The sequence below is a fragment of the Cohnella soli genome (assembly GCF_042655525.1).
GTDB lineage: Bacteria > Bacillota > Bacilli > Paenibacillales > Paenibacillaceae > Cohnella > Cohnella soli.
The window spans coordinates 34372-60740 of the sequence record NZ_JBHSMI010000001.1; the positions used below are offsets into that span (position 1 = coordinate 34372).

Annotated in this window: 21 protein-coding genes; 4 read left to right on the plus strand and 17 right to left on the minus strand. The window is 51.2% G+C overall.

Going from position 1 to position 26369, the window contains the following annotated elements; all coding sequences use genetic code 11:
* Positions 1 to 122: 122 nt before the first annotated feature.
* Together ACFPOF_RS00120 and ACFPOF_RS00125 are read right to left on the minus strand one after the other, a co-directional pair.
* On the minus strand, positions 123 to 689 hold the full coding sequence (locus ACFPOF_RS00120; RefSeq protein ID WP_378128407.1) for a TetR/AcrR family transcriptional regulator: 567 nt from the start codon (positions 687 to 689) through the stop codon (positions 123 to 125).
* A 116-nt stretch (positions 690 to 805) separates the two neighbouring features.
* Positions 806 to 1495, minus strand: a complete 690-nt coding sequence (locus ACFPOF_RS00125; protein ID WP_378128409.1) for a Crp/Fnr family transcriptional regulator — start codon at positions 1493 to 1495, stop codon at positions 806 to 808.
* Positions 1496 to 1577: 82 nt separating this feature from the next.
* Between ACFPOF_RS00125 and ACFPOF_RS00130 the strand changes: the two genes are divergently transcribed.
* From ACFPOF_RS00130 to ACFPOF_RS00140, 3 genes are all read left to right on the plus strand, one after another.
* A complete protein-coding gene (locus tag ACFPOF_RS00130; RefSeq protein WP_378128411.1) occupies positions 1578 to 2339 on the plus strand; it encodes an HAD-IIB family hydrolase in 762 nt (253 codons plus the stop codon).
* A 153-nt stretch (positions 2340 to 2492) separates the two neighbouring features.
* A complete protein-coding gene (locus ACFPOF_RS00135) occupies positions 2493 to 2969 on the plus strand; it encodes a CcdC protein domain-containing protein (RefSeq protein WP_378128413.1) in 477 nt (158 codons plus the stop codon).
* A gap of 104 nt (positions 2970 to 3073) precedes the next feature.
* Entirely contained in the window at positions 3074 to 4135 is a 1062-nt protein-coding gene (locus ACFPOF_RS00140; protein WP_378128415.1) for a bifunctional transcriptional activator/DNA repair enzyme AdaA, read from the plus strand.
* 3 nt (positions 4136 to 4138) lie between these two features.
* Here ACFPOF_RS00140 and ACFPOF_RS00145 read toward each other — a convergent pair whose 3' ends face one another.
* From ACFPOF_RS00145 to ACFPOF_RS00215, 15 genes are all read right to left on the minus strand, one after another.
* Entirely contained in the window at positions 4139 to 5323 is a 1185-nt protein-coding gene (locus tag ACFPOF_RS00145; RefSeq protein ID WP_378128417.1) for an aminotransferase class I/II-fold pyridoxal phosphate-dependent enzyme, read from the minus strand.
* A 28-nt stretch (positions 5324 to 5351) separates the two neighbouring features.
* On the minus strand, positions 5352 to 6842 hold the full coding sequence (locus ACFPOF_RS00150; RefSeq protein ID WP_378128419.1) for an aminotransferase-like domain-containing protein: 1491 nt from the start codon (positions 6840 to 6842) through the stop codon (positions 5352 to 5354).
* A 123-nt stretch (positions 6843 to 6965) separates the two neighbouring features.
* Positions 6966 to 9245, minus strand: a complete 2280-nt coding sequence (locus ACFPOF_RS00155; protein ID WP_378128421.1) for a glycoside hydrolase family 3 C-terminal domain-containing protein — start codon at positions 9243 to 9245, stop codon at positions 6966 to 6968.
* Positions 9246 to 9269: 24 nt separating this feature from the next.
* Positions 9270 to 10157 (minus strand): carbohydrate ABC transporter permease, encoded by an 888-nt coding sequence (locus tag ACFPOF_RS00160; RefSeq protein ID WP_378128423.1) that lies wholly within the window; start codon positions 10155 to 10157, stop codon positions 9270 to 9272.
* 24 nt (positions 10158 to 10181) lie between these two features.
* Entirely contained in the window at positions 10182 to 11114 is a 933-nt protein-coding gene (locus ACFPOF_RS00165) for an ABC transporter permease (RefSeq protein ID WP_378128425.1), read from the minus strand.
* 1 nt (position 11115) lies between these two features.
* Positions 11116 to 13782, minus strand: a complete 2667-nt coding sequence (locus ACFPOF_RS00170; RefSeq protein ID WP_378128427.1) for a glycosylhydrolase-like jelly roll fold domain-containing protein — start codon at positions 13780 to 13782, stop codon at positions 11116 to 11118.
* Positions 13782 to 15329 (minus strand): ABC transporter substrate-binding protein, encoded by a 1548-nt coding sequence (locus ACFPOF_RS00175; RefSeq protein WP_378128429.1) that lies wholly within the window; start codon positions 15327 to 15329, stop codon positions 13782 to 13784. Before ACFPOF_RS00175 ends, ACFPOF_RS00170 begins: the two co-directional genes overlap by 1 nt.
* A gap of 84 nt (positions 15330 to 15413) precedes the next feature.
* Positions 15414 to 17039 carry a response regulator gene (locus ACFPOF_RS00180; RefSeq protein ID WP_378128431.1) on the minus strand — a complete coding sequence of 542 codons (1626 nt, stop codon included), beginning with the start codon at positions 17037 to 17039 and terminating at the stop codon, positions 15414 to 15416.
* Complete coding sequence (locus tag ACFPOF_RS00185; protein ID WP_378128433.1) at positions 17014 to 18762, minus strand: sensor histidine kinase; 1749 nt, start codon at positions 18760 to 18762, stop codon at positions 17014 to 17016. The genes ACFPOF_RS00180 and ACFPOF_RS00185 overlap by 26 nt, the downstream gene beginning before the upstream one ends.
* Before the next feature lie 32 nt (positions 18763 to 18794).
* On the minus strand, positions 18795 to 19421 hold the full coding sequence (locus tag ACFPOF_RS00190) for a TetR/AcrR family transcriptional regulator (RefSeq protein ID WP_378128435.1): 627 nt from the start codon (positions 19419 to 19421) through the stop codon (positions 18795 to 18797).
* A 17-nt stretch (positions 19422 to 19438) separates the two neighbouring features.
* Positions 19439 to 20641, minus strand: a complete 1203-nt coding sequence (locus tag ACFPOF_RS00195; protein WP_378128437.1) for a pectin acetylesterase-family hydrolase — start codon at positions 20639 to 20641, stop codon at positions 19439 to 19441.
* The gene (locus tag ACFPOF_RS00200; protein ID WP_378128439.1) at positions 20628 to 21494 is read right to left on the minus strand and encodes a poly(ethylene terephthalate) hydrolase family protein; all 867 of its coding nucleotides are present in this window, start codon (positions 21492 to 21494) and stop codon (positions 20628 to 20630) included. Before ACFPOF_RS00200 ends, ACFPOF_RS00195 begins: the two co-directional genes overlap by 14 nt.
* A gap of 404 nt (positions 21495 to 21898) precedes the next feature.
* Positions 21899 to 23068 (minus strand): hypothetical protein, encoded by a 1170-nt coding sequence (locus tag ACFPOF_RS00205; RefSeq protein WP_378128441.1) that lies wholly within the window; start codon positions 23066 to 23068, stop codon positions 21899 to 21901.
* Between the two features lie 161 nt (positions 23069 to 23229).
* Positions 23230 to 24156: a hypothetical protein gene (locus ACFPOF_RS00210; RefSeq protein ID WP_378128443.1), complete on the minus strand. Its 927-nt coding sequence runs from the start codon at positions 24154 to 24156 to the stop codon at positions 23230 to 23232.
* 152 nt (positions 24157 to 24308) lie between these two features.
* Positions 24309 to 25787, minus strand: a complete 1479-nt coding sequence (locus tag ACFPOF_RS00215; RefSeq protein WP_378128445.1) for a DHA2 family efflux MFS transporter permease subunit — start codon at positions 25785 to 25787, stop codon at positions 24309 to 24311.
* 293 nt (positions 25788 to 26080) lie between these two features.
* Here ACFPOF_RS00215 and ACFPOF_RS00220 point away from each other — a divergent pair, with 293 nt between their 5' ends.
* Positions 26081 to 26326, plus strand: coding sequence for a DinB family protein (locus ACFPOF_RS00220; protein WP_378128530.1), 246 nt, complete (start codon positions 26081 to 26083; stop codon positions 26324 to 26326).
* Positions 26327 to 26369: the final 43 nt, after the last annotated feature.

Sequence of the window (26369 nt, forward strand, 5' to 3'; positions counted from 1 at the left end):
CCTCTCCCTTTTTATTTGACACCTGTGTCGAATTTGATGTATATTCATGCCGCGCAGCATGTGCATCCCCTATTAAACCACTTAAATGACACTTGTGTCAAATAAAATAAAAATAAGAAATCTTATGGTCGTGCCCCATTCAGCCAAATGTCGAATAGATGCTTGCTCCACTGCGCGGTCGGAATGTTCAGCATGTTGGGCGTGTTGATGAGGTTAAAGAAAACGCCGATCAGAATAGGAAGCGGAACATCCTTACGAAGCGCGCCTTGTTGCTGCGCGTGGGCGAACAATCGGCCAAGTTGGTCTTTCAGCGTGATATGCGACTGCTCTACGAACGCCAGATCTTCCGCCGCGGACGGGGAATCCACCGTATTGATTTTGTGCATATCCCCAAGAAGCTGATGAAACGCGGACTCTTGGATATAGATGTACAGTACCTGCTCCAGCGCCTTCATGCAATCCGATTCGTCTACCAATGACGCGCTGTCCAGCATGTTCAACATCACGCGTTTCATGCAAGCCGCAACGATTTGTTCTTTATTGCCATAATACTGATAAATCGTGCTCCGTGCTCCATGTAAGTGTTGAGACAGCAGCTTCAGATGAAAGCCGTCATAGCCGTGGTCCAATAGCAGCCTTTTCGTCGTGTCCAACAGTTCCGCTTGCGTGTACGCTTGCTTCCGTCCCATTCCCGTTTCACCTCCCGTGTCTTTCTATTGTAACAAATGTCGCCGCCGCGGTCAGCAATGGACAGAACCCTAACGTTTGTCCTTCGGTTACCGTATCATCAAACTTGTGGTATGAGTTATTCATATCGCAATCCTGCCGAGATATCATTCAATTTATCCCCTTCGATTACGACAAAACCTCCCCGTTTTCTGGATAAAATCCCCGCCTCAGACAACTTATCAATAACGCGGTTCAGATGCCTTGTCGTCGTTCCCAATAGGGATGCGATTTCCGGTATATTCAGCGTATGAATTTCCTTGCTGAACCCGCTGGACAAACGCGTGGTTACGAGGTAGATGGCGAATCTCTCTTCAACAGTGGCTAGCAGATTGATTTTTGAAGATGACGTACATGTTTGAAGCTTAAAGGACAAATGCTTTAATAGTTCATTTAGGAATCGATAATCCTGCATCAGTCGTTTCTCGACCGTCTGTTTCGCTACGAACAAGAGCCGAGTATCTGCTACTGCCTCAACTTGAGATTGAATGGCCACCTTCTGGATGAGCTCAATATCGCCGAATATGGACAGCGGATGACAGAACCGCAGCAAGAGCGATTTTCCAGTCTCTACGCTAGTCGTCACTTTCGTCTGGCCCTCCACTAGCAGATAGATCCCATCCAGTTCATCTCCTTCGCGCAGGACCACTTCGTCTTTCTCATAGATGCGAAGCTGAAAGGGGATCGTATCCCATTCCGAGAACACCCGTTTTAAATCGAATTGAGTGATATAGGAGTGAATCTCGTCGTACTCCAGGGAAACTTTCATTATTTATCTCCAATTGGACGCCTGTCCTTTTTATTTCATCTCATTCTGCTAAGCTTAAATTGAACCCGAGGGAGGAATTAAAATGAAATTCGTATTTGATCTAGACGGGACGATCTGCTATCAAGGAAAGCCTTTAAGCAATGATATGGTATGCATGTTGGACCGCATCGCGAATGAAGGCCACGAAGTCATCGTCGCTTCCGCAAGACCCATCCGCGACTTGTTACCTATACTACCTATTCATATGCATCAAATCCCCATGGTAGGGGGAAACGGAAGCTTTGTCTATAAAAATGGGCTTCACGTCTCTTCCTCTCGCTTCGAACCTTCGGTAGCCGATCAAATTGTAGGTCTGCTAGTTCGGTACAAGGCGAAATATTTAATCGATAGCTTGTGGAACTACTCCTACTCTGGCGATCCCGAACACCCTATCCGCAAAAATCTGGATCCCGAAATCCGGGCCCAGAATGTTCCAGTCGAGGATTTAGAAGAAATCGTGAAAATCGTTGTGCTGAATAGTATGGACCAACAAAGCCTATTAAATGAATTAAAGCATCTTCCTATCCGGATGTACACTCATGGAACTGAAGACATTATAGACATTAGCCCGGCCAGTATAGACAAGTGGAATGGGCTTCAGTCTTTGGATGTTGAATCCTATCGGTACATCGCATTTGGCAATGACGCTAATGACGTCCCGATGTTTCAACACGCACTGCATTCCGTTTGCGTTGGAGAGCATGCCGAGCTTAGAAGATTGGCGAGCGAAAGCGTAGCGTGTGACGAGCAAAGCGTCATAAACAAAATCAATGAACTTCTGATCTCGCACAGCCTTGCCACGTAATTCCCGACCAATCTTTCATCAACCTAACCTCGTCGGATTTTTTTCATATCAGATAATATGATTTTCTTCATACCCCAAACATGGAATTGCTCACTACCCTCATGCATGCCGAACCCTTTAAGATAAAAGTATCAAATGACGAGGTGATCGATAATGAACGAAAGCACAGTATACGCACTGATGGTGGCTATCGCAGCTCTGATCTTGTGGAAAAGAACGAAAAGCATGTTTCGTCCAATAAAGGGCAACGGAACCCGATTGTTATTCCCGCTCCTGTTCATCCTTCCCGGCTTGTCGTTGCTGTTTGACTCTAACGTGAATCAATCGGAGTGGGCTTTCGGCGCTGCATTCGGACTTGGCGTTGCGTTCTCGATCCCGATGATCTGGACGACTAATTTCGAGGTACGGGAAGACAATCAAATTTACGCGAAGAAAAACTGGGGCTTTTTCGTAGCCTTCCTAGGTTTTATGATCGTTCGATTCGTACTTCGCTTGGAACTGTCCGATATGAATCCTCAGGATCAAATGGCGTTGTTCGTAACGGTAGCATTCGGATACCTGGTTCCATGGAGAATCGTTTCGTTTATCAAATTTCAGCAGTTGGTTAACCGGTCGGGCATGACTCGCTGAACGCAGGTTAGCGAGGGACGTAAAATGAATGCCTGATTTTCGGCTACAGCTATCTTATGCGCAGGGTATAATACACTTATTCTTCAAGTGTAGGGGCGGCAAATATGATCCAAATCGAGGAACGAAAAATCGAATATTACCATGCGCTTGTCGAGAAAAGAACTGACTATGAAGGAGTCTTCTACGTTGGCGTCAAGTCCACGGGCGTGTTCTGCCGACCAACTTGTCCTGCCAGAAAACCGAAGTACGAAAACTGCGAGTTCTACGAGACTGCCCAACAAGCGCTTCTGGCCTCCTTCCGTCCCTGTCAGCGCTGCCGCCCCTTGTCGCATCCCAATCAAGTGTCGGATATCGTCCGGCTACTTATCGAAGCCGTTGAGCAAAACCCGGAGAAACGTTGGAAGGGGTACGATTTCAAGGCTTTATCCATCGATGAATCCACTGCCCGCCGTCAGTTCAAAAAGCGCTTTGGCATGACATTCGTGGAATACGCCCGGGCACGTCGAATGGGGTTGGCCCTAAAGAGTATCCGATCGGGGGAGAAAATTATCGATACGCAATTAGCTTCAGGTTACGATTCCAGCAGCGGATTCAGAGATGCATTCTCTCGCATCATGGGCGCGCCTCCTACGCTTCTGGATGATAGCCGTATTCTTAAGGCAGCGTGGGTGGACACGCGGCTTGGCCCTATGATCGCCATAGCGGACGAGAATGCACTGTTTCTGCTGGAATTCGTGGACCGTCGAGGTCTGGAACGCGAGGTTGAACGACTGAGAACAAGATGGAAAGCAGCCATAATTCCCGGACAAACCAAACCCATTCAATCGATTGAGCAAGAACTGACTCAGTACTTCGAGGGTACGTTAACCGAGTTCAGGACCCCGCTTCATTTTATTGGATCTCCTTTTCAGCGAAGCGTCTGGGAGCAGCTACAGCAGATTCCTTTGGGGGAGACCCGTTCCTACGCCGACATCGCACTAGCGCTTGAAAAACCTACCGCTTATCGCGCGGTAGCGCAAGCCAACGGCGCCAATCAGCTGGCGATTGTCGTTCCCTGCCACCGTGTCATCAACACCGATGGTAAACTCGGCGGGTATGGCGGCGGAGTTGTACGCAAAGAATGGCTGTTAAATCATGAGAAAAGTGACCCGCAATTTTACAATTGATCGTCATGCCGGCTGCGCCGCTTTCATAAACCTTCCCATCCGCTCCACAGCCTTTTCCAAATCGACGAGAGAGGTTGCATACGAGCAGCGTATAAATCCTTCTCCGCCCGATCCGAATACGTGACCCGGTACGACCGCCACCTTCGCTTCTTTCAGCAGCCGAAGAACGAACTGCTCGGACGTCATACCGGTCGAGCGAATGGAAGGGAAGGCATAAAAAGCTCCCTCCGGCTCGTGGCAGGTCAGCCCGATTGCATTTAGGCCGGCCACGAACAGCTTGCGTCGTTCATTATAGCTCGCCATCATCTCATCCTTGGCAGCAATGCCATGACGCAATGATTCGATCGCGGCAATCTGAGCAATGGTCGGAGCGCACATGGCCGTGTACTGATGGATTTTCAGCATGCCGGCAACCAGCTCGCGCGGACCGCACGCATAACCGATCCGCCACCCCGTCATCGCAAAGGCTTTGGAAAATCCGCCGATGACGATCGTACGCTCTTTCATGCCCGGCAAAGAAGCGATGCTGACATGCTTTCTCCCGTAAGTCAATTCGGCATAGACTTCATCGGAAATGACGACCAGGTTATATTTGATCGCAAGCTCCGCGATCGGCCGCCAATCCTGCTCTGTCATGACTGCTCCGGTCGGATTGGACGGATAATTGATCATCAAAACCTTGGAAAGCGGGGTAATTGCCGCTTGAAGCGCTTGTGGGGTCAGCTTGAACTGGTCCACAGCCGTCGTCGCCACCTCTACGACTTTACCGCCATGCAGATGGGTAATCGGCTCATAGGCAATATAGCTTGGTGACGGAATCAGCACCTCGTCGCCCGGATCGATCACTGCCCGCAGTGCCAGATCGACGGCTTCGCTGCTTCCCACCGTCACAACGATTTCCTGCTCGGGGTCGTAAGAAAGCCCGAAACTGCCGGATAAATAGGTCGAAATCTCCTTCCTCAGTTCCATTAAGCCGGCATTGGAAGTATATTTCGTCGTCCCTGCACGTAATGCCCGAATGCAAGCTTCGCGTACATTTGCCGGCGTAACAAAATCAGGCTCCCCTACACCGAGAGCGATCGTATCTCCGCCTGACGTATTTAGATCGAAAAATGCGCGAATGCCCGACGGGCGAATTTCCCGCACGCGGGAGGATAGCAGGCTCCTTGAACTCACTTCGTTAAACATCTTGCGCCATCCCCATTCCTGTTTTCGTTCATGGAGCGAGCAGGCGATAGCTGCGCACTTGTTCGCCGATGATTCGAATGCCCCGTTCGATATTGTCATCGGTGACTCGCGAAAAACCAAGCCGCAACGTATTCGTCCCTTCGCCTTCTTGTATGAAAAACTTGTCTCCCGGCGTGAAAATAACGCCCTTTACCGCGCATGCTTCCAGCAGCCGTCGCGTATTTACGTCTGACGGGAAGGCAAGGAATAAATGCAAGCCCCCGTCGCCGGATACTTGCGCCTCGGGAAGATGCGTTATACAGCTTGCTTTTGTCAGCTCGTATTTGCGCTTATACTCCGCACGTGCTTTTTTTACACATTTATCGAAGTTTCCGTTCAACAAATATTGATATAAAATCGATTGATCGATTGTCGATGTATGAATGGTTCGCGCACGTTTGATGCTTTCCAAAGCGTCGATCAACGATCGATCTCCTAACACCCAACCGACTCGCAAACCGGGGAACAACACCTTGGAGAAACTGCCGATATAGATGACGCCGTTCCCTTGTCCCGCCGTAGCGATTAATGGCGCGACATGCGATCCCGAATAACGTAGCTCCTCATTGAATCCATCCTCGATCACCGGTATCCGATAGCGCGCCATTAATTTCATAACGGCACTGCGCTTAGCCGGAGACATAACGATACCCGTCGGATTGTGATAGGACGGCGTCAAATAGGCCAGATCGCAGTTGCTGCTCTGTAGTGCCGCCTCTAGCCGTTCCACGTCAATACCGTCGCGCTCCATCGGAATTCCGGTAATCTCGAATCCATGCAGCTTCATCATTTTGATCGCCGTATGATGGGTCGGATTTTCGCATATTGCAGCTCCGCGGCGTTCGGAAGGACGCAATGCCGACAGCACGATGTCAAAGCCTTCCGTAAACCCGTTTGTTATCAACATATCCTTGCCGCTTATATCGACGCCCTTGTTTTCCATATAGCGCATCAAGTAATCGATGAGCGGTTTGTAGCCTTTGGCATAGCCGTAGTTGAGCAGCATCTGGCCTTCGATTGCCATTCGGTCCATAAAGGCTCGCTTTACGTCACCCAGATCGAACAATTGCTCATCCGGTGCGATGCTTGTGAACGAAATGGTTCCTTTGGGGGCGCGTATGCCTTGCTTCATCAAATCCAGTTCGACGGCCGATACGGCATACTCGTTCATTTTTGCCTTCCAGTCGATCTGGAAGAAGACAGAGGCGTCGGATTCCCCGTTATCAGCGGCAGATTGGCCCGCCATATCGGCAACGTAGCTGCCCTTGCCGGGAACCGCATACGTAAATCCGTCATCCGCCAAGCCTTCATAGGCTGCAATGACCGTATTGCGGCTCACTTGAAGCAGATCGCTCATTTCCCGAGTGGAGGGCAGTTTCTGATCTGCTTGAAGAGCACCTTTCATAATCAAACGTTTGACGTAGTCTTTCACTTGGATCATGACCGGACGGTCGCCGGCGAGCTTGAAATCCTGATACATCCTTGATCGCCCCCCAGTTATTATGATGGCATAGAAGTCGGGAAAAACAAAAGAACCACCGCATCGGATTTTTCATCCTTCGGTGGTTCTTCCGTATGTTATCGCGTGTCGGACTCTTTCAATTTAAACGCGTCCGGCCCCTACCGTATTCGCATGGTGCAGAAGCCCGTCCAGCATCTCGTCGGTGAACGCCCCTTTACTGAATGCGACTAGCGAGCGAAGCGGCATTTCCCGGATAAACACGGCCATCATCTCCGAGCTGTGTTTGTCCTGGGAATCAGACATTCCTTGCGTAAATTGGCGGATGATCGGCTCAACTCGAGGATCGGCGAGCAAATCCGATAGGGACGACTGGCGGTCGTATTGCCTTGCGATCGTAGTCGTCGAGCGGAGGGTAACCGTCTCTTCCAGCAAAATATGCCGAGAGGACTGGCCGATCAGAATATCGAACTCCCCCGTCTCCGCGTGCCAATCTTTAAGCTCCGGATCATAATAAGCGAACGCCCTCTTCTCCAACGTAAAAGCGACTTCTTTGGCTTCCCCGGCATGAAGCTCGACCTTAGCGAATGCCTTCAGTTCCTTCTCCGGCCGAACCAATCGGCTTACCTTATCCTTTACATACAATTGGATCGTTTCCTTGCCCGTTCGATCGCCGGTATTCCGAACCCGAAGACGCACGGCGAGCGTTTCTTGATCGCTGAAATCTTGCTTATCGAGACGCAAATCGCTGTATTCGAACGACGTATAGCTTAAGCCGAAGCCGAACGGATAAAGCGGCTCGATATTGCGGCTGTCATAGTAGCGATAGCCGATGAAGAGGCCTTCGCGATATTCGCAGCGGTCTCCTTCACCCGGATAACCGAGATAGACCGGCGTGCTTGGCAGATCAACCGGGAACGTCTCCGCCAGCTTGCCGCACGGATTCGCATCCCCGAACAGAATGTCCGCAAGCGCGCCTCCGAAAGCTTGGCCTCCCAAGTAGGCTTCAACGATTCCGCCCGCATGATCCGCCCAAGGCATCTCCACGGGAGAGCCATTGCACAAGACGACAATGACCCGCTCCTGAACTTGCGCTACGGCACGAATAATCTCTGCTTGGTTATAGGGAATCCGCAGATGCTCCCGATCATATGCTTCCGATTCGCAACGCTCCGGCAGTCCGACGATAACGATAGCTACTTCGGCTTCAGCCGCTGCCGCTCTCGCCTCCTCTTCCCATGCCATATTGATGGCTTCACTGTCCAGATCGTAGCCTTGCGCGTAGACAAGCTCTCCGCCTTCGCCCAGCTTGGCGGCAATCGCAGCTGCAACATCGTCCACTTGCGTCGGCTTCATATGCGAGCTTCCGCCGCCTTGGATTTTCGGCGCACGGACCATTGCTCCTATAAGCGCGATCTTACGCTGCGCCTCCTTGGACAACGGGAGCAAGCCCGCCTCGTTCTTAAGGAGCACCATGCTTTCCGCTGCGGCCTTCCGGGCAAGCTGATGATGACTCTCGTAGTCGCACCCGATCGGCTGCCCGGAACGCTTCGCAGATAGAACGGCCAATTGCAGCACCCGCTCGGCGGCACGGTCCAGCGCTTCTTCGGTTAATGCCCCGCTTTGCACCGCCTTAATAATATTTGCAGGGCCGTAGCCATCGCTAGAAGGCATCTCCAAATCAAGCCCGGTCCGAATGCCTTCCGACAGCACGTTCACCGCTCCCCAGTCGGAGACGACCGCGCCTTCAAAGCCCCATTCTTCCTTCAGAATTTCATTCAATAAATGCGGATGCTCAGAGCAATAAGCTCCGTTGACCCGATTATAAGCGCTCATGATCGTCCAAGGCTGACTGCCCTTCACCGCAATCTCGAAGGCGTTCAAATACAGCTCCCGCAGCGCTCTCTCCTCTACGACGGCATCGGTCGTCATCCGCCGCGACTCCCTATTGTTGCAAGCGTAATGCTTCAACGAGGTGCCGACATTCTGGCTCTGGACGCCGTTAATATAAGCTTTGGCCATCTCCCCCGCCAAATAAGGGTCCTCCGAGAAATATTCGAAGTTCCTCCCGTTGAGGGGAGAGCGCTTCAGGTTCACGCCGGGCCCGAGCAGAATGTCCACTCCCGCCGCATGGCACTCCTTCCCGAGCGCAACGCCGATCTCCGTCAGCAGCTCCCGGTCCCAGGAGGACGCCAGCGCGGATGCCGACGGAAAGCAAGTGGCCGGAGCGCTGTCGCTCACATCGAAGTTGACTTCGTATTCGTCAAGCTTCCTAAGCCCGTGAGGGCCGTTCATCATGACGACGGACGGGATGCCCAATCTCTTCAGCGCGTTCGTTCTCCAATAATCCTTGCCCGAGCACAAGCTCGCTTTCTCCTCCAACGTCATAAGGGAAAGCCATTCCTTTACTTTTGCAGGCTCCATCCGTCCGTTCCTCCTCGCTCCCGCCTATCCTTTTACCGCGCCGATCGCTATGCCTTTAATGAGATACTTCTGAAAGAACGGGTACATGGCGATAATCGGCAGAACGCCGACGACGGCGATCGCCATCTTCACGGTCGTGCTGGGCAAATTCGCCCCGGCGTCGCCTAACTGCGCGCTGAACTTGCTTTCCGACAGAAACTGAATGTCCGTCAGCATTCGATTTAGAATGTTCTGAACACTGAACAGCTTGGAATCCGTGACGTAGATCATGCCGTTAAACCAGTCGTTCCAGTAGATGATCGTCTGAATGAGGCCCACGGTGGCCACGATCGGCATCGACAGCGGCAAAATAATTCTCCAGAAAATTTTGAATTCTCCGGCTCCGTCTATTTGCGCCGCTTCGATTAAAGCCGGAGGGATCGTCGTCATGAAAAAGGTCCGCATCAGCAGCACGTTAAAGCCGTTCATCAGCAATCCGGGCACGATCAGCGCCAGAATCGTATTTTTGATGTCGAAATATTGCACGTAGATCAAATAAGTCGGGGTCAACCCGCCGTTGAACAGCAAGGTGAAAAAAACGAAAAACGCAATTCCCCCGCGCCATGGCACGCCTTGTCTGGACATCGGGTAAGCGAGCATCGCGGTCATGAGCAAACTTGCCGCCGTGCCGAAAATCGTGATAAAAACCGTTACGCCGTATGCCCGCACGAGTTGATCGGAATGATTCCATAAGTAACGGTAAGCGTCCAACCCCAGTTGATCGGGGAAAAAGGTGTAGCCCTGCCGCAGAATCGAGCTTTCATCCGATACGGACGAGACGACGAGCAGCAGGAAGGGCAGCACGCAGGCCGCCGCTAGGGCAAACATCGGGAGATGAAGCCAAACTTGTCTTCCCCTGTTGATCGTATTCATGCTTCTCCACTCCAGTCCCAGACCTTAGAACAAGGCGCTGTCCTTGCTGAATTTGCGTACCGCGTAATTCGATAGAAGCACCAGCACGAAACCGACGATGGACTGGTACAGCCCTGCGGCGGAAGACATCCCGATATCTCCGAGATTCATAAGAGCCCGGTACACATAGGTGTCGATGACCTGAGTCGTATCGTTAAGCGCTCCCGAGCCAAGCGGAACTTGATAGAACAGCCCGAAATCCGAATAGAAAATTTTGCCGATCGCGAGCAACGTCATCATAATGATGATCGGGTACAACAGCGGCAGTGTAATGCTGCGGACTTGTTGCCACTTGGAAGCCCCGTCCAGCGTGGCCGCCTCGTAATATTCCGGGTCGATGCCGATAATCGCCGCCAAGTAAATGACGCACAGGAAGCCGGCTCCCTTCCACATGCTGATGATTGTCAGAATGAACGGCCAATAGCGGGACTCGCTGTACCACGAAATCTCCTCTATCCCGAGAAACGGAAGCACGGTCTTGTTCATAAAGCCAGTGTCCATACTTAACAGGGAGTAGGCCAAATAGCTGACGATAACCATCGAGATGAGATGAGGCAGCAATAGCACGCTCTGATAAAATCTCGACATGAATCGGCTGCGAATTTCATTCAACGCAATCGCGATGCCGACGGCAAAGATCGTATTCAGAATAATAAAAGAAAAATTATAAAGGATCGTGTTTCTTGTGATGATGTAGGCATCCTGCGTCTTGAACAAGTATTCGAAGTTTCTAAAGCCGACCCAATCGCTGCCGAGCAATCCCTTCGCGAAATTGTAATCCTTGAAGGCGATCAGCAGCCCGAACATCGGCAAGTAGTTGTTGATTAGCAAATAGGCCAAGCCCGGCACCATCATGAGCAGCAGAACACTATATTTGCGTATGCCGTTCTTCCTGCGGGGCCGATAGGTTTGTTCCATATTACTCCCCGCTTCCCGCGCTTCCGACGCTTATCGTTGATGGCCTAAGGAGTTTAACTGGACCGAGCAGGCCGGAGGGCTCCTGCTGAACGAACTTGGAAAACCAATCCTGCTGATCCTTCGCCAGCGTATTCGTCACTTCGACGGTTAACTCGTTCATCCCTTGCTGCCAAAACTCCGAAATATCCCACACATAGGGAGCGCACAACCGGACTCCGGCTTCCCGTCCGTTTACCCAAACTTGCGCGGTCTCGTATACTTGACCCAAGTCGAGCCAAACAGAGCCGGCAGCTTCTTCGTCCCGCACTTGGCATTCGTACTTTATCGTACCGGAAAATCTCGGCAACAAATCGCGAGCGCTGATGTTCCGCAAGCTCGTCAATGTCCCCCACGGCTTAAACTCAGGGTATTCCTGGGCCGAGACCAACGAAACATGCCACTCCGTCGGCTCGATCAGACGGCTAGTCGATTCCGACGTTGGCACCGTCTGGCTCGGACCAATCGGATAATTCGCCTCCTCGTCGTGCGGAATGCGCAGCAAGACGGCCGATTCATAAGCGCTCAGCGTGAGATCATGAGCATATTTCCGCCCTTCTCCGATTCGTTCCAACGTATTGCCGAAGGCGTCGTAACGCAGCCATACTCCCTCTCCCGGAAGAATGACGCGAGTGTTCAACTTCTCCTCGGGATGCTCGTTGAACAGCATGACGGTTTCCAGACGGTCATGTCGATACTGGTACGCGCGAAGATAAGGCTGTTTTTCGCTTGTCTCCAGCTCGTACATGCCCCACTCTCGCAACGTATCGGCAAGCCGAAGCAGGGGCACAACCACGACCTTGGCCTGAGCTTCCAATCTCCTGAGCGGCTCCGCATAGGGCACGGCTTGACTTGCCCGTTGCGGCAGCGAGTCGACAAAGACAATCTGCAAGCCGGATTCCGCCAATTCGGACAGCTTTGCGATCAATTCAATAGGCAACGCCTCTGCGCAAGGAACGATCAAGCAGCGATACCGTTCTTCGTGAACGGCAAGCTCTCCCTGAATCACGCTTGAGCAAAGCAACTTATCCTCCGGCAGGACATCGCAATCAATTTGACGCTGCATGAGCTGCTTGACGGGCTCTTGGAACAGCATGGCTTCCCCGGACCATTCCGCTTCCGCGTGATACAAGACCGCCGCAGTCGCCACATGCTGTCCATCGTTCAATAGATGACAAAGCCGGTTGGTATAGGCATTGAGCAGCCCGTAATATCTGAACTGCGGATTATATCCCCGCGCATAGAAGTGCGGAGGACAGTCCCAATCGGGAAAATCCTTCTGGGAAAAGGCATGGGGAACGAAATGGTTGACGCCTCTGACCAGCATATGATCGGTCAGCCATTTCATCAGCTTCAGGCCTTCCGCCCATCCGTATGCTCCGAAAATTTCGCAAAACGTCCGCCCCCGCTTCCGGGGATCGATATGTCCGAGCGATGTTGCCATCTTGGTCATTCCATAGTGGAAAAAGACGCTGTCCGTCTCGCCACCCATCCAGGAGAAGGACATTTCGTCGAAGCCCGGCACGATCTGCCACAGCACGACGTCAAGACCCGACATGTCTTGGCCCTCCAGCGCGCGGAAGAAGTGTCCGGCCCCGCAGCCGAGTCTGGCGTGGACGTTGTTGTCCTCCATCAGGTGCCCGATGTAAGCAACACCGCGCTCTTCGCACCAGCGCCCAATTCGGCCGCTAAAGTGTTCCGCATACAGCTTGCTGACGACATTCATGTATGCATAACGGAGGGCAAACGTGTGCGGACCGCCTTCGTGCCACAGCAACGGGAGATGCCGGCGAAGATTCGGACCGTATTCCGCTTCGAGCAGCTCTAAGAGATCGTCTCTCCACGGCAAAGCCATCTTGGCGTCGCCCAGCCCCGATGCGTAATCATATGAAGCTTTGCTGTTGTAGAAGCCCGGCTCGTCGGAGAAAAAGCCCGCGAACGCTGCGCCAAAGTCGTCCTTATATCGCGCATAATAAGCTTCATATATCGTATCGATCAAGATTTGCGTCGATTCCGGAACGATGGGGTTCAAATAATCTTTCCTGCGCTCGTCTCCTCCTTCGCGGGTGACGACGAACAGACAGATCGTCCAGAAGCCTTCTGGCACGGGCCAATACAGCACGCCATCCTGCACGGAGGCTTTAAGGTCGATCGGAATGAACTCGCCGTCCAGCTTTCCCGTGACCGGATCGCGTCTGGCGGCAGCAGCCCCTACAGGCCTTGCTCCATCCAGAACGGACCAAGGGCGCAGCAGGAAAGAGGCTTCGGGATCCGGGCCTCTCGCATCGATTCGCCGCTCCGACAGGAACTGCCGCTGATGCTCCAGCGGCGCTTCCTTCACCTTGCCTGCGGCATGGCCGGTCGGAAAGTGGTCGTCATCGAACACCCAAATCTTCATGCCGTGAGTCCGAGCCTCGTCCATAATGATGTCCATGTCTCTCCACCACTTTGGACCAAGCATATCGGGATGCGGCCTGGATTCGACGCATACCGCCCGTATCCCCGCTTCCCTGATACGCGCAAGCTCCTCTCGAATGACAGCTTCCTCTTCCCCGCGCTGCCAGAGGAACGGAAGAATATAGTTCCGTTCCTCTCCGGCGAGCAATTCCTGCAATTTGCTATTGCCGCTCATCACTTGCCACCGGCTTTAGCCCATGCATCCAGTTGGCGTTGTTTCTCCGCAATGACTTTATCCAGACCGGCGGCTTTCAGCTTCTGATTAAATTGAGGTAGCACTTTATCCGGGTCGACGGTGCCGGTCTCGAGCACGAGGTAGTATTGCGCGATGACGTTGGAGACTGCGGCGATTTCCGTCTTCACGGACTCGGGGTCCATCGTAAAGCCCATCGCTTTCGACTTAACCGCTTGTTCGTTGAACTCTTTCATTTTCTGCCAAATATCAGGGTCTTCCCCTTCAAACACGTAAGCGAGGAATTGATTGCCGAACAGCCAGCTCATATTCAAGTTATAGCCGTTCGTCAGCATCGTTACGCCTTCCGGGTACTTGATCACTTTGTCGGACACTTTGACATAATGCTTGCCTTCAATGCCCCAGTCCAGCAGATTGACGAGATCCGCGTCTCCGTACATCAAGTCCAGAAATTTCATCGATGCTTCCGGATCGTCCGCTTGCCGCGGAATCCCCCACATAATGTTCAACACATGATCCGTCATCGATACCGGAGTCGATAGCTCTGCACTGACCATCTGCTTACCGATCGAGCGGGATTCCTGCGCGTCAAAGCCCGGCTTCAGCTTCGAGAAGTAGCCGAAAGCCCGATCCGCCTTTATTAATTCGATCTGGCTCGCCTTGTTCGTAGAAGCATCTTTCAGCAAGTAACCCGCCTCATACCAGCTTCTCATCCGTTTCAGAAGCTCCGCATATTCCGTCGACTCATAGCTGTTGACAAGCTTCAAGCCGTTGTCATAGCCAGGCAGGACGCCCATGCCATTGCCTAATCCGTCGTACCAGCCATAGCTCGTTAAGAAAGAAAACCCTGCGCCGCTTGGAATTAACGGCGTTATCCCCGGTTCTTTCTCTTTAATGATCTTAAGCGCGGCTTCTACGTCGTCCAAAGATTTGATTTTGCTTGCATCGATGCCGTACTTGTCTGCAAGGTCTTTGCGCATTGTGAAACCGTTGGCGCTCGCCAAATCTCTTACCGGCGTTACGCCGTAGATTTTGCCGTCCACCTTGCTGGCATTCAAATAAGCGGGGTCAAGCGCCTTGCGAATATTGCTTCCATACTTGTCGAGCAATTCGTCCAACGGAAGCAATTGTCCTCGGGACACTTGGGAGCTGAATCCGAACGGCGAGCCGACAACGATGAGATCCAGCTTCTCGTTGCTCGTTAGCATCAGATTAACCTGCTGAGCGTATGCTCCGTAATTAATCGGCATCAAATTAACGGATACATTGATTTTAGCTGTCGTGATTTTGTTGATTTCCGCTTCCACCGCCTTCAGATCGGGCGGCGTTCCCGTTACGCTCAGAAAGGCGACGTTCAGCTCGGCGGTTTTCTCCGGCTTGCCGCTGCTTGACGGCGCTTCCGTCCCGGTGGATGCGTTGCTCGGCTTCGCCGATTCGCCCGAGCCTCCATTAGAGCTATTGGAACTGCACGCCGACAATAATAGTAATGCGACTACTAAACTAATGGACAACCATATCTTCTTGCTCATTGTATTTCCCCCTGGTCTCGTCATTTGGCTTTCTCTTGCCATTGTAGCCGGGGGCCGTCGCTTTCCTCTGCTTCAGCTTCGACCTTAGCCTGACGTGATTTCGACTTTGCCATTTGCGCCTCCGCGCTCGCTTTGCCGAAATTCTACCGGGGTCAAGCCCGTCTGCTGCTTGAAGAGTTTGGAAAAATGGGAGAAGTTCGCATAGCCGATGGCCATCGATACGGCGCTTACGGGAAGCTCCGAATGGGTAAGCAGCTGCTTGGCCAGCTTTATTCGTTCGCCCATAATAAACTCCGGAATCGTGCAGCCGAGCTCCTTCTTGAATAAGCGCGTCAAATAATCCGGATGCAAATAAACGTGACCGGCTATCGCCTCCCTGGACAGGTTCTGGTCCAGATTGGACAAAATGAAACGGGTTGCGCGTTCGACGACATCTCCCATGGATGACGCCTGCGCATACCCGGCGGCGTTCGCAATGACATGCGCAAGCCAGCGCTCAAGGTCAGCCAAAGATCGCGACGCCGCTTCCGCCAGACGCACGCTGCCCTCATCGCAAAACATAAGATGCGCCTGGACGCCTTGCTGCTGCAACACCGCGTGCGTCATCTGCAGGAAATTCTCTTTGAATGCGAGCAAATACCGGCTATCGACGTCCGGCCGATGCCTCAGCTTGCCAATGAATGCTGCCGCTTCCTCCAGCAGTCTTTCCTTAACGCCCTGCCGGAGCAACGCCGCCCACCCGCTCATATCGGGCAAAGCCATTGAAGCATCGACGGAACGGTTCTCCGCGGCAAGGCTGACATATCCGACCCCATTCACGTTGTTCCGATCCAATCTCAGCAATCTACGCAGCATCGATGAAACCTCGTGTCCGGGTATCGCTTGCCCCCCGTAACAAGTTAAATCGCAATAGAGGTTGGTTTGGCAAAATTCGACCAAGCGACGGCACATGATCGCAAGTTCGTTCTCCCCTATGCGCTGATCAGGATCAACGGACATCATGAGCAACCAAGCCTCGCTGTCAACCGGCACGAATACACTCCCCGGCTTAAGCCTTCCGATCAGCTCTTTGCCCGCATTTTTCAGCGCGTACTCCAACAGCTTTCTATCTCTAACCCGAAAATCCTGATGCCAATGTCGAACGACCATTAATATCGGGAGCACTTCGGCATCCCTGCAAGCTGAGATTTGCCGTGCAGCCGCTTCGCGAAGAAAATCTCCACGATTAGCCGGAATCGCCTCGCTGAGCAGATCCGTCCAAAATCTCTCCAGATTCAAGATCTGCTGATGCGACCACAACAGCTTATTTCGCTGCGCCTCCATCCTCTCTTGCTCCCGAATCGCGGTTTGAGCCGCTTTATGGATAGCCGTCTCCAGTTCCTCCTTGGACAGCGGCTTGAGCAAATAATCGGAGCAGCCCAGACGGACGGCTTCCTGCGCGAACCGAAAATCGGCGTGGCAGGTCATGAGAACCGGCACCGTCCGCAGTTTCTTCTGCCTCATCCACTCCAGCAGTTCCAGCCCGGTCCTCTGCGGCATTTCAATATCGCAAAGAAGCACATGAATGTCATGTGCCTGAAAAGCCTGCTCTGCGGCAGATGAACTATAAGCGACATAAACGTTGGCTACGTCTAACCCCGCCCAATCTACCATACGCTTAACCGCTTCCACAAAATGAATCTCGTCATCGACGATTAACACGTTCAGCATCGTTGTCGTCCTCTCCTTTGGGGAACGGCTTTATCGGCAGACGAATCTCAACCCTTGCTCCTCCTGAATCCCGGTTAGCTAACTTCAAGTCGGCATGCCTTTCATACAGCAGCTCCAACCTGCGCCGCGCATTCCACAAGCCATGCCTGCTTCCGTCCTTGCGCTCCAAGCTCCTCCCCTCTGCCAGACTTTCCAGCACCTCTTGGGGGAAACCGCTCCCTGTATCCTCAATAACGAGAACCAACCGGGGCTCGCTTCCATCCGATTCCAGCTTTCCTCTAAGAGTCAGACGGAAAGGCTTTTCCAACGAAAAGGCGTGCTTGACGGCATTCTCCACGAACGTTTGAATAACGAGCGATGGAACGGCCAGTTCTAACAAATAAGACGGGACCTCGATCTCGCTGCTCAGTTGGCCGGGAAACCGCAGCTCTTGAATTCGAATGTAATTCCGCGTATGCATAAGCTCATCTCCGAGGGAGACGAATGAAGCGCTGCTGCGAAAAATATACCGGAAATAGTCCGCCAGACAGCGGGACATTTCCTGAATCAGCTCATAGTCGCCAACGGTGGCCAGGCTGTGCATAATGTTCAAGGAGTTCAAATAAAAGTGAGGGTTAATCGTCGTTTGGAGCTGTCTCAGCTCCGCTTGTTGCTTGCTTAACTGTTCCTCGTACACATGGATTTTCAGCTCTCTAATCTGGGAAAGCATGTGGTTAAAGTTGTCGTTCACCACGCGGAACTCTTCCGTCGAGGAGCTGGATTCGGGAATGCCTTGCATATGGCCTTCCCCGATTCGCTTCATCGCGGCGAGAAGCCTCCGGATCGGCAGCAGAATCGTACGGCGAAGCAGCAGCAGGCTCAGCGGCAACAGCAGAATCGAGCCGACCGAAACGACCGTGTTCCATTCCCGGAGATTAAACAAGCCTTTTAAGATTTTTTGCTCCGGTATAAGCGCCGCGAGGCGAAAATCTCCATGCTTCGATAATGCCCCTACGGTTAAATAACGTTCTGGCTTCCCGGATAAGCTGTAGCCTCCATCGGCGAAGCTAAGATCGATTTCATTGTCGCGAATGAATGCGGTATGCATCATCGGCTTTCCTTCTGTCGTGGCGAACAAGGAAAGACCGCTTTCTCCCAAGTCGATCAGCTTAAGCGGAACAAGCAGGCTGTCCGCCTTCACCCAAGCGCCGACGTAGGTGTTTCGTTCCGCTTGAAGCAGCCGCATAATATAGTAGCTGCCATCGATCTCGCGAATGATCCAATTTCTTTCCTTAAGCGGGGACTTCGTGGAAGATAAGCTTAGCAAGCGGACGATTTCTTCTCCTACCGCAACTCGCTCGGAGTAAGACGGATGCAAGCTAAACGATTCAATCAGACTGTTGTCGATAGCCGAATAAATAAAAAACTCGTCCATCGTTCCGTAACGGACGATTTCGTTAGTCAGCTGCTTGGAGAGCTGCACCTTTAGCAGGGCCGCCTCTTCCTCGGACTGCAGCTTATCGAGCAACGGCAAACTCGAATCGGAGACGATCATGCCGATGAGGAAGCTGTCGATCTCTTCCAAAATGCCGTCTATTTGATTCATATAAAGCGAAATATAAGTTTGATTGCTCTCGGCGACCTGCTTTCGGACGACTTGCGCGGCATAATACTGGTTGAAATTAAGCAGGGCGATCAGCGGCACGAGAATCGCGGCTACGCCCGCCGCCAGTTTGAAGCGCATCGTGTGCCTTAGCCCACGACGGCGGACCCCAATCATTGCCTGTCCCACAAGCTGAGCAGAAATTCCTTATAACGAATGTTTTGCTCGATTTCTTCGGCTTTCGTCGCATCTTGATTCTGGCGGGAAATTAACACGGACTTCTGCAAATAAATGAAGTAAAGATGCGTCACCATCCGCGTGCGCTCGATCCACACGAGCTTCTGCCCCGTTTCCTCCGTTTGCACGTCCAGCGAGAACGCGCTCATGGATAGATGAGTTTCCTCGTTAATCAGCTCTTTGAATGCCGGCAGCTCCGCCGGATTTTTGCCCATGCTGGCAAAATACACGCTGAAGAGCGAATCGTAATACAGCAAATCCGGGTGGTTCTCCCTCAGGAACAAATATTTATTCAGAATGGCCTCTATCGAAGCGCGAGGCGATTGGAAGTCGAATTCGAGGAGCAGCCTCCCGAACATGGTTTTAAGATTGTCCACGTACACCTCGGTCGCAAGCTGCTCCTTGTCCTTGAAGTGGTGATACAGCGTTCGTCTGGACGTCCCTGATCGGGCAGCGACGAGAACGAGATCCGAGCCTTCGATCCCCTTCTCGCAGAACGTTGCCAACGCAGCCTCCTTGATCATTTCCCTCGTAAGCTGAAGCTGCTTCTCTCTAAGCCTCATTACGCATCCCCCTAATTCTAGGCTTGCATTCTTGGTTTCTCCGCATCCGTAGGGTCGGCTTCCTTGTTGTGAAGAAAGCGGGAGCCGAGCGAGACGCGATTGTTTTTGTGAATCACGCCGTCTAGCCACGCGACTAATTTCGTGCCTTCTTCCTCCGCCTCGTAGAAAGCTTTCATAGGCAGCAGCGTATGCGGAGTTGTATGCGTTGCCGCATCGTATTCATGGTCGGTGAGAAAATAGTAGAAATTCGGCAATTGCTCGTCAAGCCGACGAGTGGTCGCCCGGAATTGACGGCTCCATTCCTCCGTGCTTTGCCGATTGATTTCGTCCCCTCTGCCGTTCAGCCTATTCTGAAACGAAGTCAGCACTTTATCGTGGACGGTACAGGCATGAAGCAGGACCGAATGCGCAGGCATAGCCGTACCGTTATGTCGGAATGCGGCTCCAATCATATCCGCTTCCATCGGATAGGAGAACGTCCGCTGGAAGTCGGCCTTCCAACTGTTGTCGACAATCGTCGTCCACTGCTCGGTAACGAGAAAAGAACTGTCCGAAAGATGATAGATTTCGGCACTTGCGTAATGATTCGCGATTTCGCTCGCCCAGAAGGCGGAACCGAAGCCTCCGGCGCTAGAGCCTGCGATAAGCAGCTTATCCGGCGTTTCGAAATTCCGGTAAATCCACTGTAACGCTTCCTTTACGTTATTTCTACCGTTATGCCTGACCGTTCGGGATTTCGAGCCGTTCGGGCTCTCATAACGGGCCGTCGTCTGGCCGATATGAAAATCGCCGGATGCATAAGGAATAAACACGACGTTCCATTCCGAGAACGGATTGTCGGGACGTTGGTCGAAAATTCCCTTATGCATGCTAAGGATATAGAAAGGAATTTGCGCGAAGTAATAGCCGAATTGACCATGCTTAAGATAAGAGCGCAGGGACAACGGAATATGCGCCGTCTCTCCGTCCCAGCAGCATCCGCCTCCGCAAAAATAAACCATCAAATTGCGGCTAGTGCCTTTGCGCGTGTACAAAAAATACTTCGAGCCGTCGGCTGCCGTTGTTGCGTCGCCCAGCTTCACTTTATTCCACTTGCCGGGCTTCGTCTGCTCAAAGCTGGTTTTGCTGCTCGGTCTCTTGAGAACTTTGCGGTTAAAGTACACAATGGACAGCAAAGCGGAGACAATGGAATAAAATAGAACGCGCTTAATCGTTTTCATTGGTCGATTCCCCCTTCAGATTCTGCGTGCGAACATGCTTCCAGCCTTTATTGCGATGGATCTCGGGGCTCTTGCCCGCAAAGGCTGCAGCGGCTTGCCCGTCCTCTGCCAATCGATAACGCAGCCACGCGGTCAGATAGCCTCTATGCATGCCCCCGTCCCCCATGCTTTCCAGATGGTCTGCGCATTTCGTCATCGCCATCGCTGCCGCTTGCCCCGGACGAGCCGCATGATAGGCTTCCGAATTGGATGCTGTCGGAGAAATAATGAAATCGTGCGTTCCGGCCATGAAGAACAAGTCGGCAGACTGGCTCTCGATGTCATACACATCCTTCGCATCGCACCATTTCAGCGCCGGCAGAGCAATCGTAACCACCGTCTGAAGCGGCTTCTCCAAATATTTGTCGGCGTTCAGAACCCCTGTCGCGCCTTGAGATTGACCAACCGCGCCCATTCGATCCGTCCGGATCTTGCCGTAGAACAGACTTGTCGGCTTGTCATTCTCACGCAACACATAACCGATGGTGTCCGCAATCTCCTTGCCGGTTCCCGTATTGCGGCAATAATTGCCGACAATGACAAACCCCCACGTCGCAAGATGAGCCAGCAAATCTCCATAATTCTCCGGCTGAGCATCCGAGCCGTTGCCCCATATGACAACCGGACAGGCATCCATCCGATCTTCCGGATAATCGATCCGATAGAGCGGGCGTCCCTGTTCGTCATGAACGACAACGCTGGCGCTTCGGTAAGGCCCCGATTCGCGATACAACCGCTCCAGCGGCTCCGGTCGATAGCGGTATAACCGCTCGCGTAATTTAAGCACATACATAAGCAGCACAAATATAGGCATGACCACCCACTTTATCCATGGGCGAGCTGTAGGCTGTTCCGAGGTCGTCATACGGTTCGGCATCCTTTCTCATTCATTTTATGTTACATCGAGTTTATTAATTACACACAGTGTGTAATAAATTATAATTTTGAAGGCCCTTTATGTCAACGCTGTGTTGGAGCTATGTGTCGATAGAGCTATGGGGACCTCGCAGACATCCATTACGCTTATCTCGAGGAGTTTCGGTTGATGGTCAAGCTCTGAATCATGACCGGTAACGCCACGAATGCATTCGACCCGAAAGGCCTAACAACACGCGCGCAATTCGGGAGAACGCTGCAGACACTCGGCATCAAATAAAACATATTGAAGAAGGCAGCTAGCGCTTACCCGCTTAGCTGCCTTTTTTAGCTGTCTCGTCTTCACCACGTACCGAACCATGGAATTTTTAGTCGTCCAGGCATGATGTACGTTCCGACTTGCTCGTTTGCTTCAACACTATCGTACACATCCCTACTTACGCTTATCTCATTATCCTTCGTAAAAGGTCCCCACGGCCCGACCTTTAAGTAATATTCCGTTACTTTGGCGGAACTAATCCTCTTATCGATGACAACCACAGAGTACTGCTCGGGTTCGGCACGATCCAGTAAGCAATTCGCTTGAATCACAACTCCATAACTGTAAGCGAAAAAGACTGGAACAAATAAAAGCAATTGAAGTTTGTTCTTAATGCCTTCTTTGCTTCTGACAAAAAACAATATGATCACAACCATAGTTGGAGTAGCCGCGTAAATCCAAACATTTGGCGAGTAGATAAGATTGTAGTCTAGAAGCGATCTAATAGCTAAACCTAGGGAAGGAAAAATAAGTGCCAGCGCAACGTTAGATTTTACGAAGCTATTAGATTTAGAATCAATATCAATATATCTGTAATATATAAGGGCAGTTAGTATTGCAAATAAAACGATAATAGCATTAATGCATATAGCCATTTCATAATAAATTGGATAGATAAAGATCCATGTAAAAGATATCACACCAAGGATATTGAGCACTTTGGAAAAGGATTTTACTTTATGAATGAAATGCAATGTATAATCGCGGTCCTGTGTACCCTCGAGCCCTTGTAGAAATTTTTCTGACTCCACCTTCGCCTCCTCATAATCCAAGTTTTTGTATCCAACAGCAAGCCATTGCTCAAAATTGTCCAGTTTGCTCAAATACTCCGTAATCACAATCTTTTTCTTGCGTTCCGTTAAATAAATCCAATAACCGCTCTTGTATACATACCGGTATCCTGTGATCGATGCCAAACTCACGCGCAATTCCCCACGTAGTTTCCTAATAACCAAGGCGTCTTCGCATATGGTGACTTTGTATTTAAACAAATACACCATCGCGAATATAAATAAAATCAATAATGCAGTAGAAACCAGAAGACACAAAACCGTCGGTACGATTTTAAGATGATCCAGAAAGGGCACGCAGCCTATATATACGGACAACGCAATAAACAGGAGAACTCCACCAAAGATCAATGCCTTCCATCCTACGGCGATCGTATATGTTTTTACTGTTTCATCTCTCATGGAAATCCTCCAATTTGGAGTTTTTATTTCTCTACATATTGCTGACACACTGTTATCAGTCGAGGAGTTGTAAGTATCTACATTTCCACCACGCCAAAGAAATCAAGGCCACCCGCGACTTTGCACGGGTGGCTTGTTGATGGTTCCACTTTGGCTTGAATTCATTTAATCAAAAAATTGGTCAAATGCGAATACCCATACACTAGATAACCGCTTTTTTGTTTATCAATGTAATCCGGCGCATCCTTCAACGCTATTTTTTCCAACGTCTTTCCTGTCCGTTTGTTGATCTGATAGAGGTAATCCTTCTCGGCCGTAAACCCGTAACCGGACAGAATGACGTCGCCTACAATCTGAAAATTCCTTGTATTGCTGACGAGCGAAGAGGTTCTCCACAATAATTTGTTATCGGAGAGACGAATTGCGGTAATGAAGCCATTTGCTCCGCTAGAACTTTTGGCATACGTCCGGTGCGAATGGGAGACATAGAGAATCCCGTTCTCGACAACTGCCCAGCGGATCTGCTGATAAATGTAATCATAGTCCTCTGGAACATACTTAGGAGAGATCGCATAGTTGACAAAATCGTAAACCTTTTCAATCCTGGTCATGGATTTATCCAATATGACGAGGTACCTATTCTCGCCAAAGTTTAGACCGTAGATCAGAATAACATTGTTAGCGCCTTTTATAGCCTGAACCAGCATTTGTCCCTTGTATTCGGTTGGGATGCCTGCGGGTAGATTGCCCTTGATAGCCTGCATGGGATTGGGAACCACATATTGAGAAGCCTGAAACTCTTTGGAATCGTCACGAACAACTGGGATAGACTTGACCGACTTCTGTTTCAATGTCAATTTTTTTGTTTTGTTGGCCGCTGCGTTTGGATCGATCAAAGAGCTTAAATAGTAATAAAAGGTCGGTTTTGGCAGCTGAATCGGCTCTAATTGCTCCAAATTCGCAATGTTATTCGCATCATTCCCTTGCTCCGTGGTTGACCCGGCATTTGACTCTGCACCCATAACTGTGGAGCCTATCATGAAGAATAACGCTGCGAACATAACGACAAATCGGCTTCTTTTTATCATCGAGCAACCTCGTTTCTATTCTATCGTTTCTATCCAATATTTTACTATAATAATGTTTCCCTGCAAGCCGACCTTGCCTCCTTTTTCTCAAATCGAAATAAAGGCCTCACCGTCCCAAGGACGATGAAGCCTTTATACATGCGATATCTCTTTTAATGCCCCATCATTACGGGGGCATTGACCTTCTCCGAGCCGTCGTCTTCAGCGACTTTAGGTTTCCGAAGCAGGATGGCCAACAAAGCTCCTGCCACGGCGATACATCCGGCGACGAAGAACGTATCTCCGAAAGCGGAGACGAGCGAGACGGCTTTATCGCCCTTGGTAGCAGCCATATGATCCACTATTCGCGTACTCATGTAGCTTGCCAATCCCGCAACGGCGAACGAGACCACGACTTGCTGGGCGGCCGAAGTAAGCGGCGTTACGCGGCCCACGAGCCGGCGAGGAGCGACTTTCAAAATATGCGTATTAATCGGCATCATGGACAATCCCATGCCTACGCCCATAATCATCGTCGACATGATTACGTATCCAGCTCCCGAATCGGCCTGAATTTGCGACATAATGAACAAACCGGCAGCAACAAAAGCAATCCCGACCACGCTAACGGCACGGGCGCCGAATTTATCGAACAGCTTGCCGCCGATCGGCATGAACAGTCCCGTCATCGCGACTTGCGGCAGAATCATAAACCCGGTTTTCAGCGGCGCGTAACCAAAGACCTCCTGCATGTACATCGGCACGAACAAGAACGACCCGAACAAGGCCATGGTCGATAACCAAGAAGCGACGATACCGATCGTGAAGTCCGAGGACTTGAACACGCGAAGCTCCAACAACGGTTGTTTATGGCCGAGCTCGACGATGATGAACAACACCAAAGCGACGATACCCACGCATAGGCTGACGATCGTGTTCGTGGAACCCCAGTCCTTGCCGCCTTCGCTAACCGCGTACGATAACGTAGCGAATGCAATCGGCGCAAGCAGCATGCCCCATTTGTCGAGTGCCGGTACGGTTTTGCGTTCCACTCTCGGCAAGTATCTGAGGCCAACCATGATCGCGATAATGCCGATCGGCAGGTTGATGAGGAAGATCCAGTGCCAAGTCGCGTATTCCAGCAAATAACCGCCCAATACCGGCCCAAGAGCGGGTCCGAGCATCATCGGTATACCGAGCATACCCATGACCGCGCCTTGTTTGTTAGGAGGAGCGAGCTTGAAAATAATAGCCATCCCGATCGGCTGCACCATGCCCCCGCCGACACCCTGAATAATCCGATAAATAATCAGTTGTTCGGGCGTCGTAGCAAAGGAACAAAGAACGGAGCCTGCTGTGAACAAGAAAATCGTAATCAGAAAAATTTGTTTGGCGCCGAATCGGTCGGTCAGCCAACCGGCCAATGGAATGACCGCGGAAAGCGCCAGCGTATAAGCCGTAATCGACCATTGCATCGTATTGACGGTGGACCCGAAGTCTTTCATTAAAGTCGGCAAGGCGATGTTCATTACCGTGCTGTCGAGTATGACCATGATCATCCCGACGACGATCGCCATGAGCGGACCCATTATCGCTTTCATAGAGAACGGCACGTCATCTGCGGCAGTCACTGCTTTCGAAAGTTTAGACAACTTTTCTCCTCATTTCGCTTTATGTTCTACCAATAAAAGGTACTATTATTATTGATATTTTTCAACCGTCTAGAGAAGGGTATTCTTATTTCTTACTCGGCTCGGACCAAAATCTCCATCTGCACCCCTCCGATTAATAATTTTATTCCCCCACTATAGACGACTTTCGATTTCAATATTCATCGGTGAATCTGTTCAGGGAGCCCAAATCGGGAAAATAATTTTACTGACACACTGTTGTCAGTCGGGGTTCTCTATAATCGGAATTGTAATATCAATCCATTCAAAGTTTCATTACCGAGTACCAGAATGAAAGTCAATTTACGCAGAAAATCTTAAACTCTTTAACAGACGCGTCATTGAAGCAAGAGATTGCACCAGGGTTTCGAACGCTTGGCACTTTGGCGTGGCACTTAGTTCCGCACGGCGGGATTCTGACACCAACCGTCCTTACATTCGAAGCCCCCTCCGAGCACAGCATGGCCCCTGAAACAGCAGAGGAAATTGTTAAAGCTTATAGCCTTGCCTCCGCTCCGTAAGGAAACTTCAAATAATTCGGCCAGTTCCTGTCCGCTCATTCTT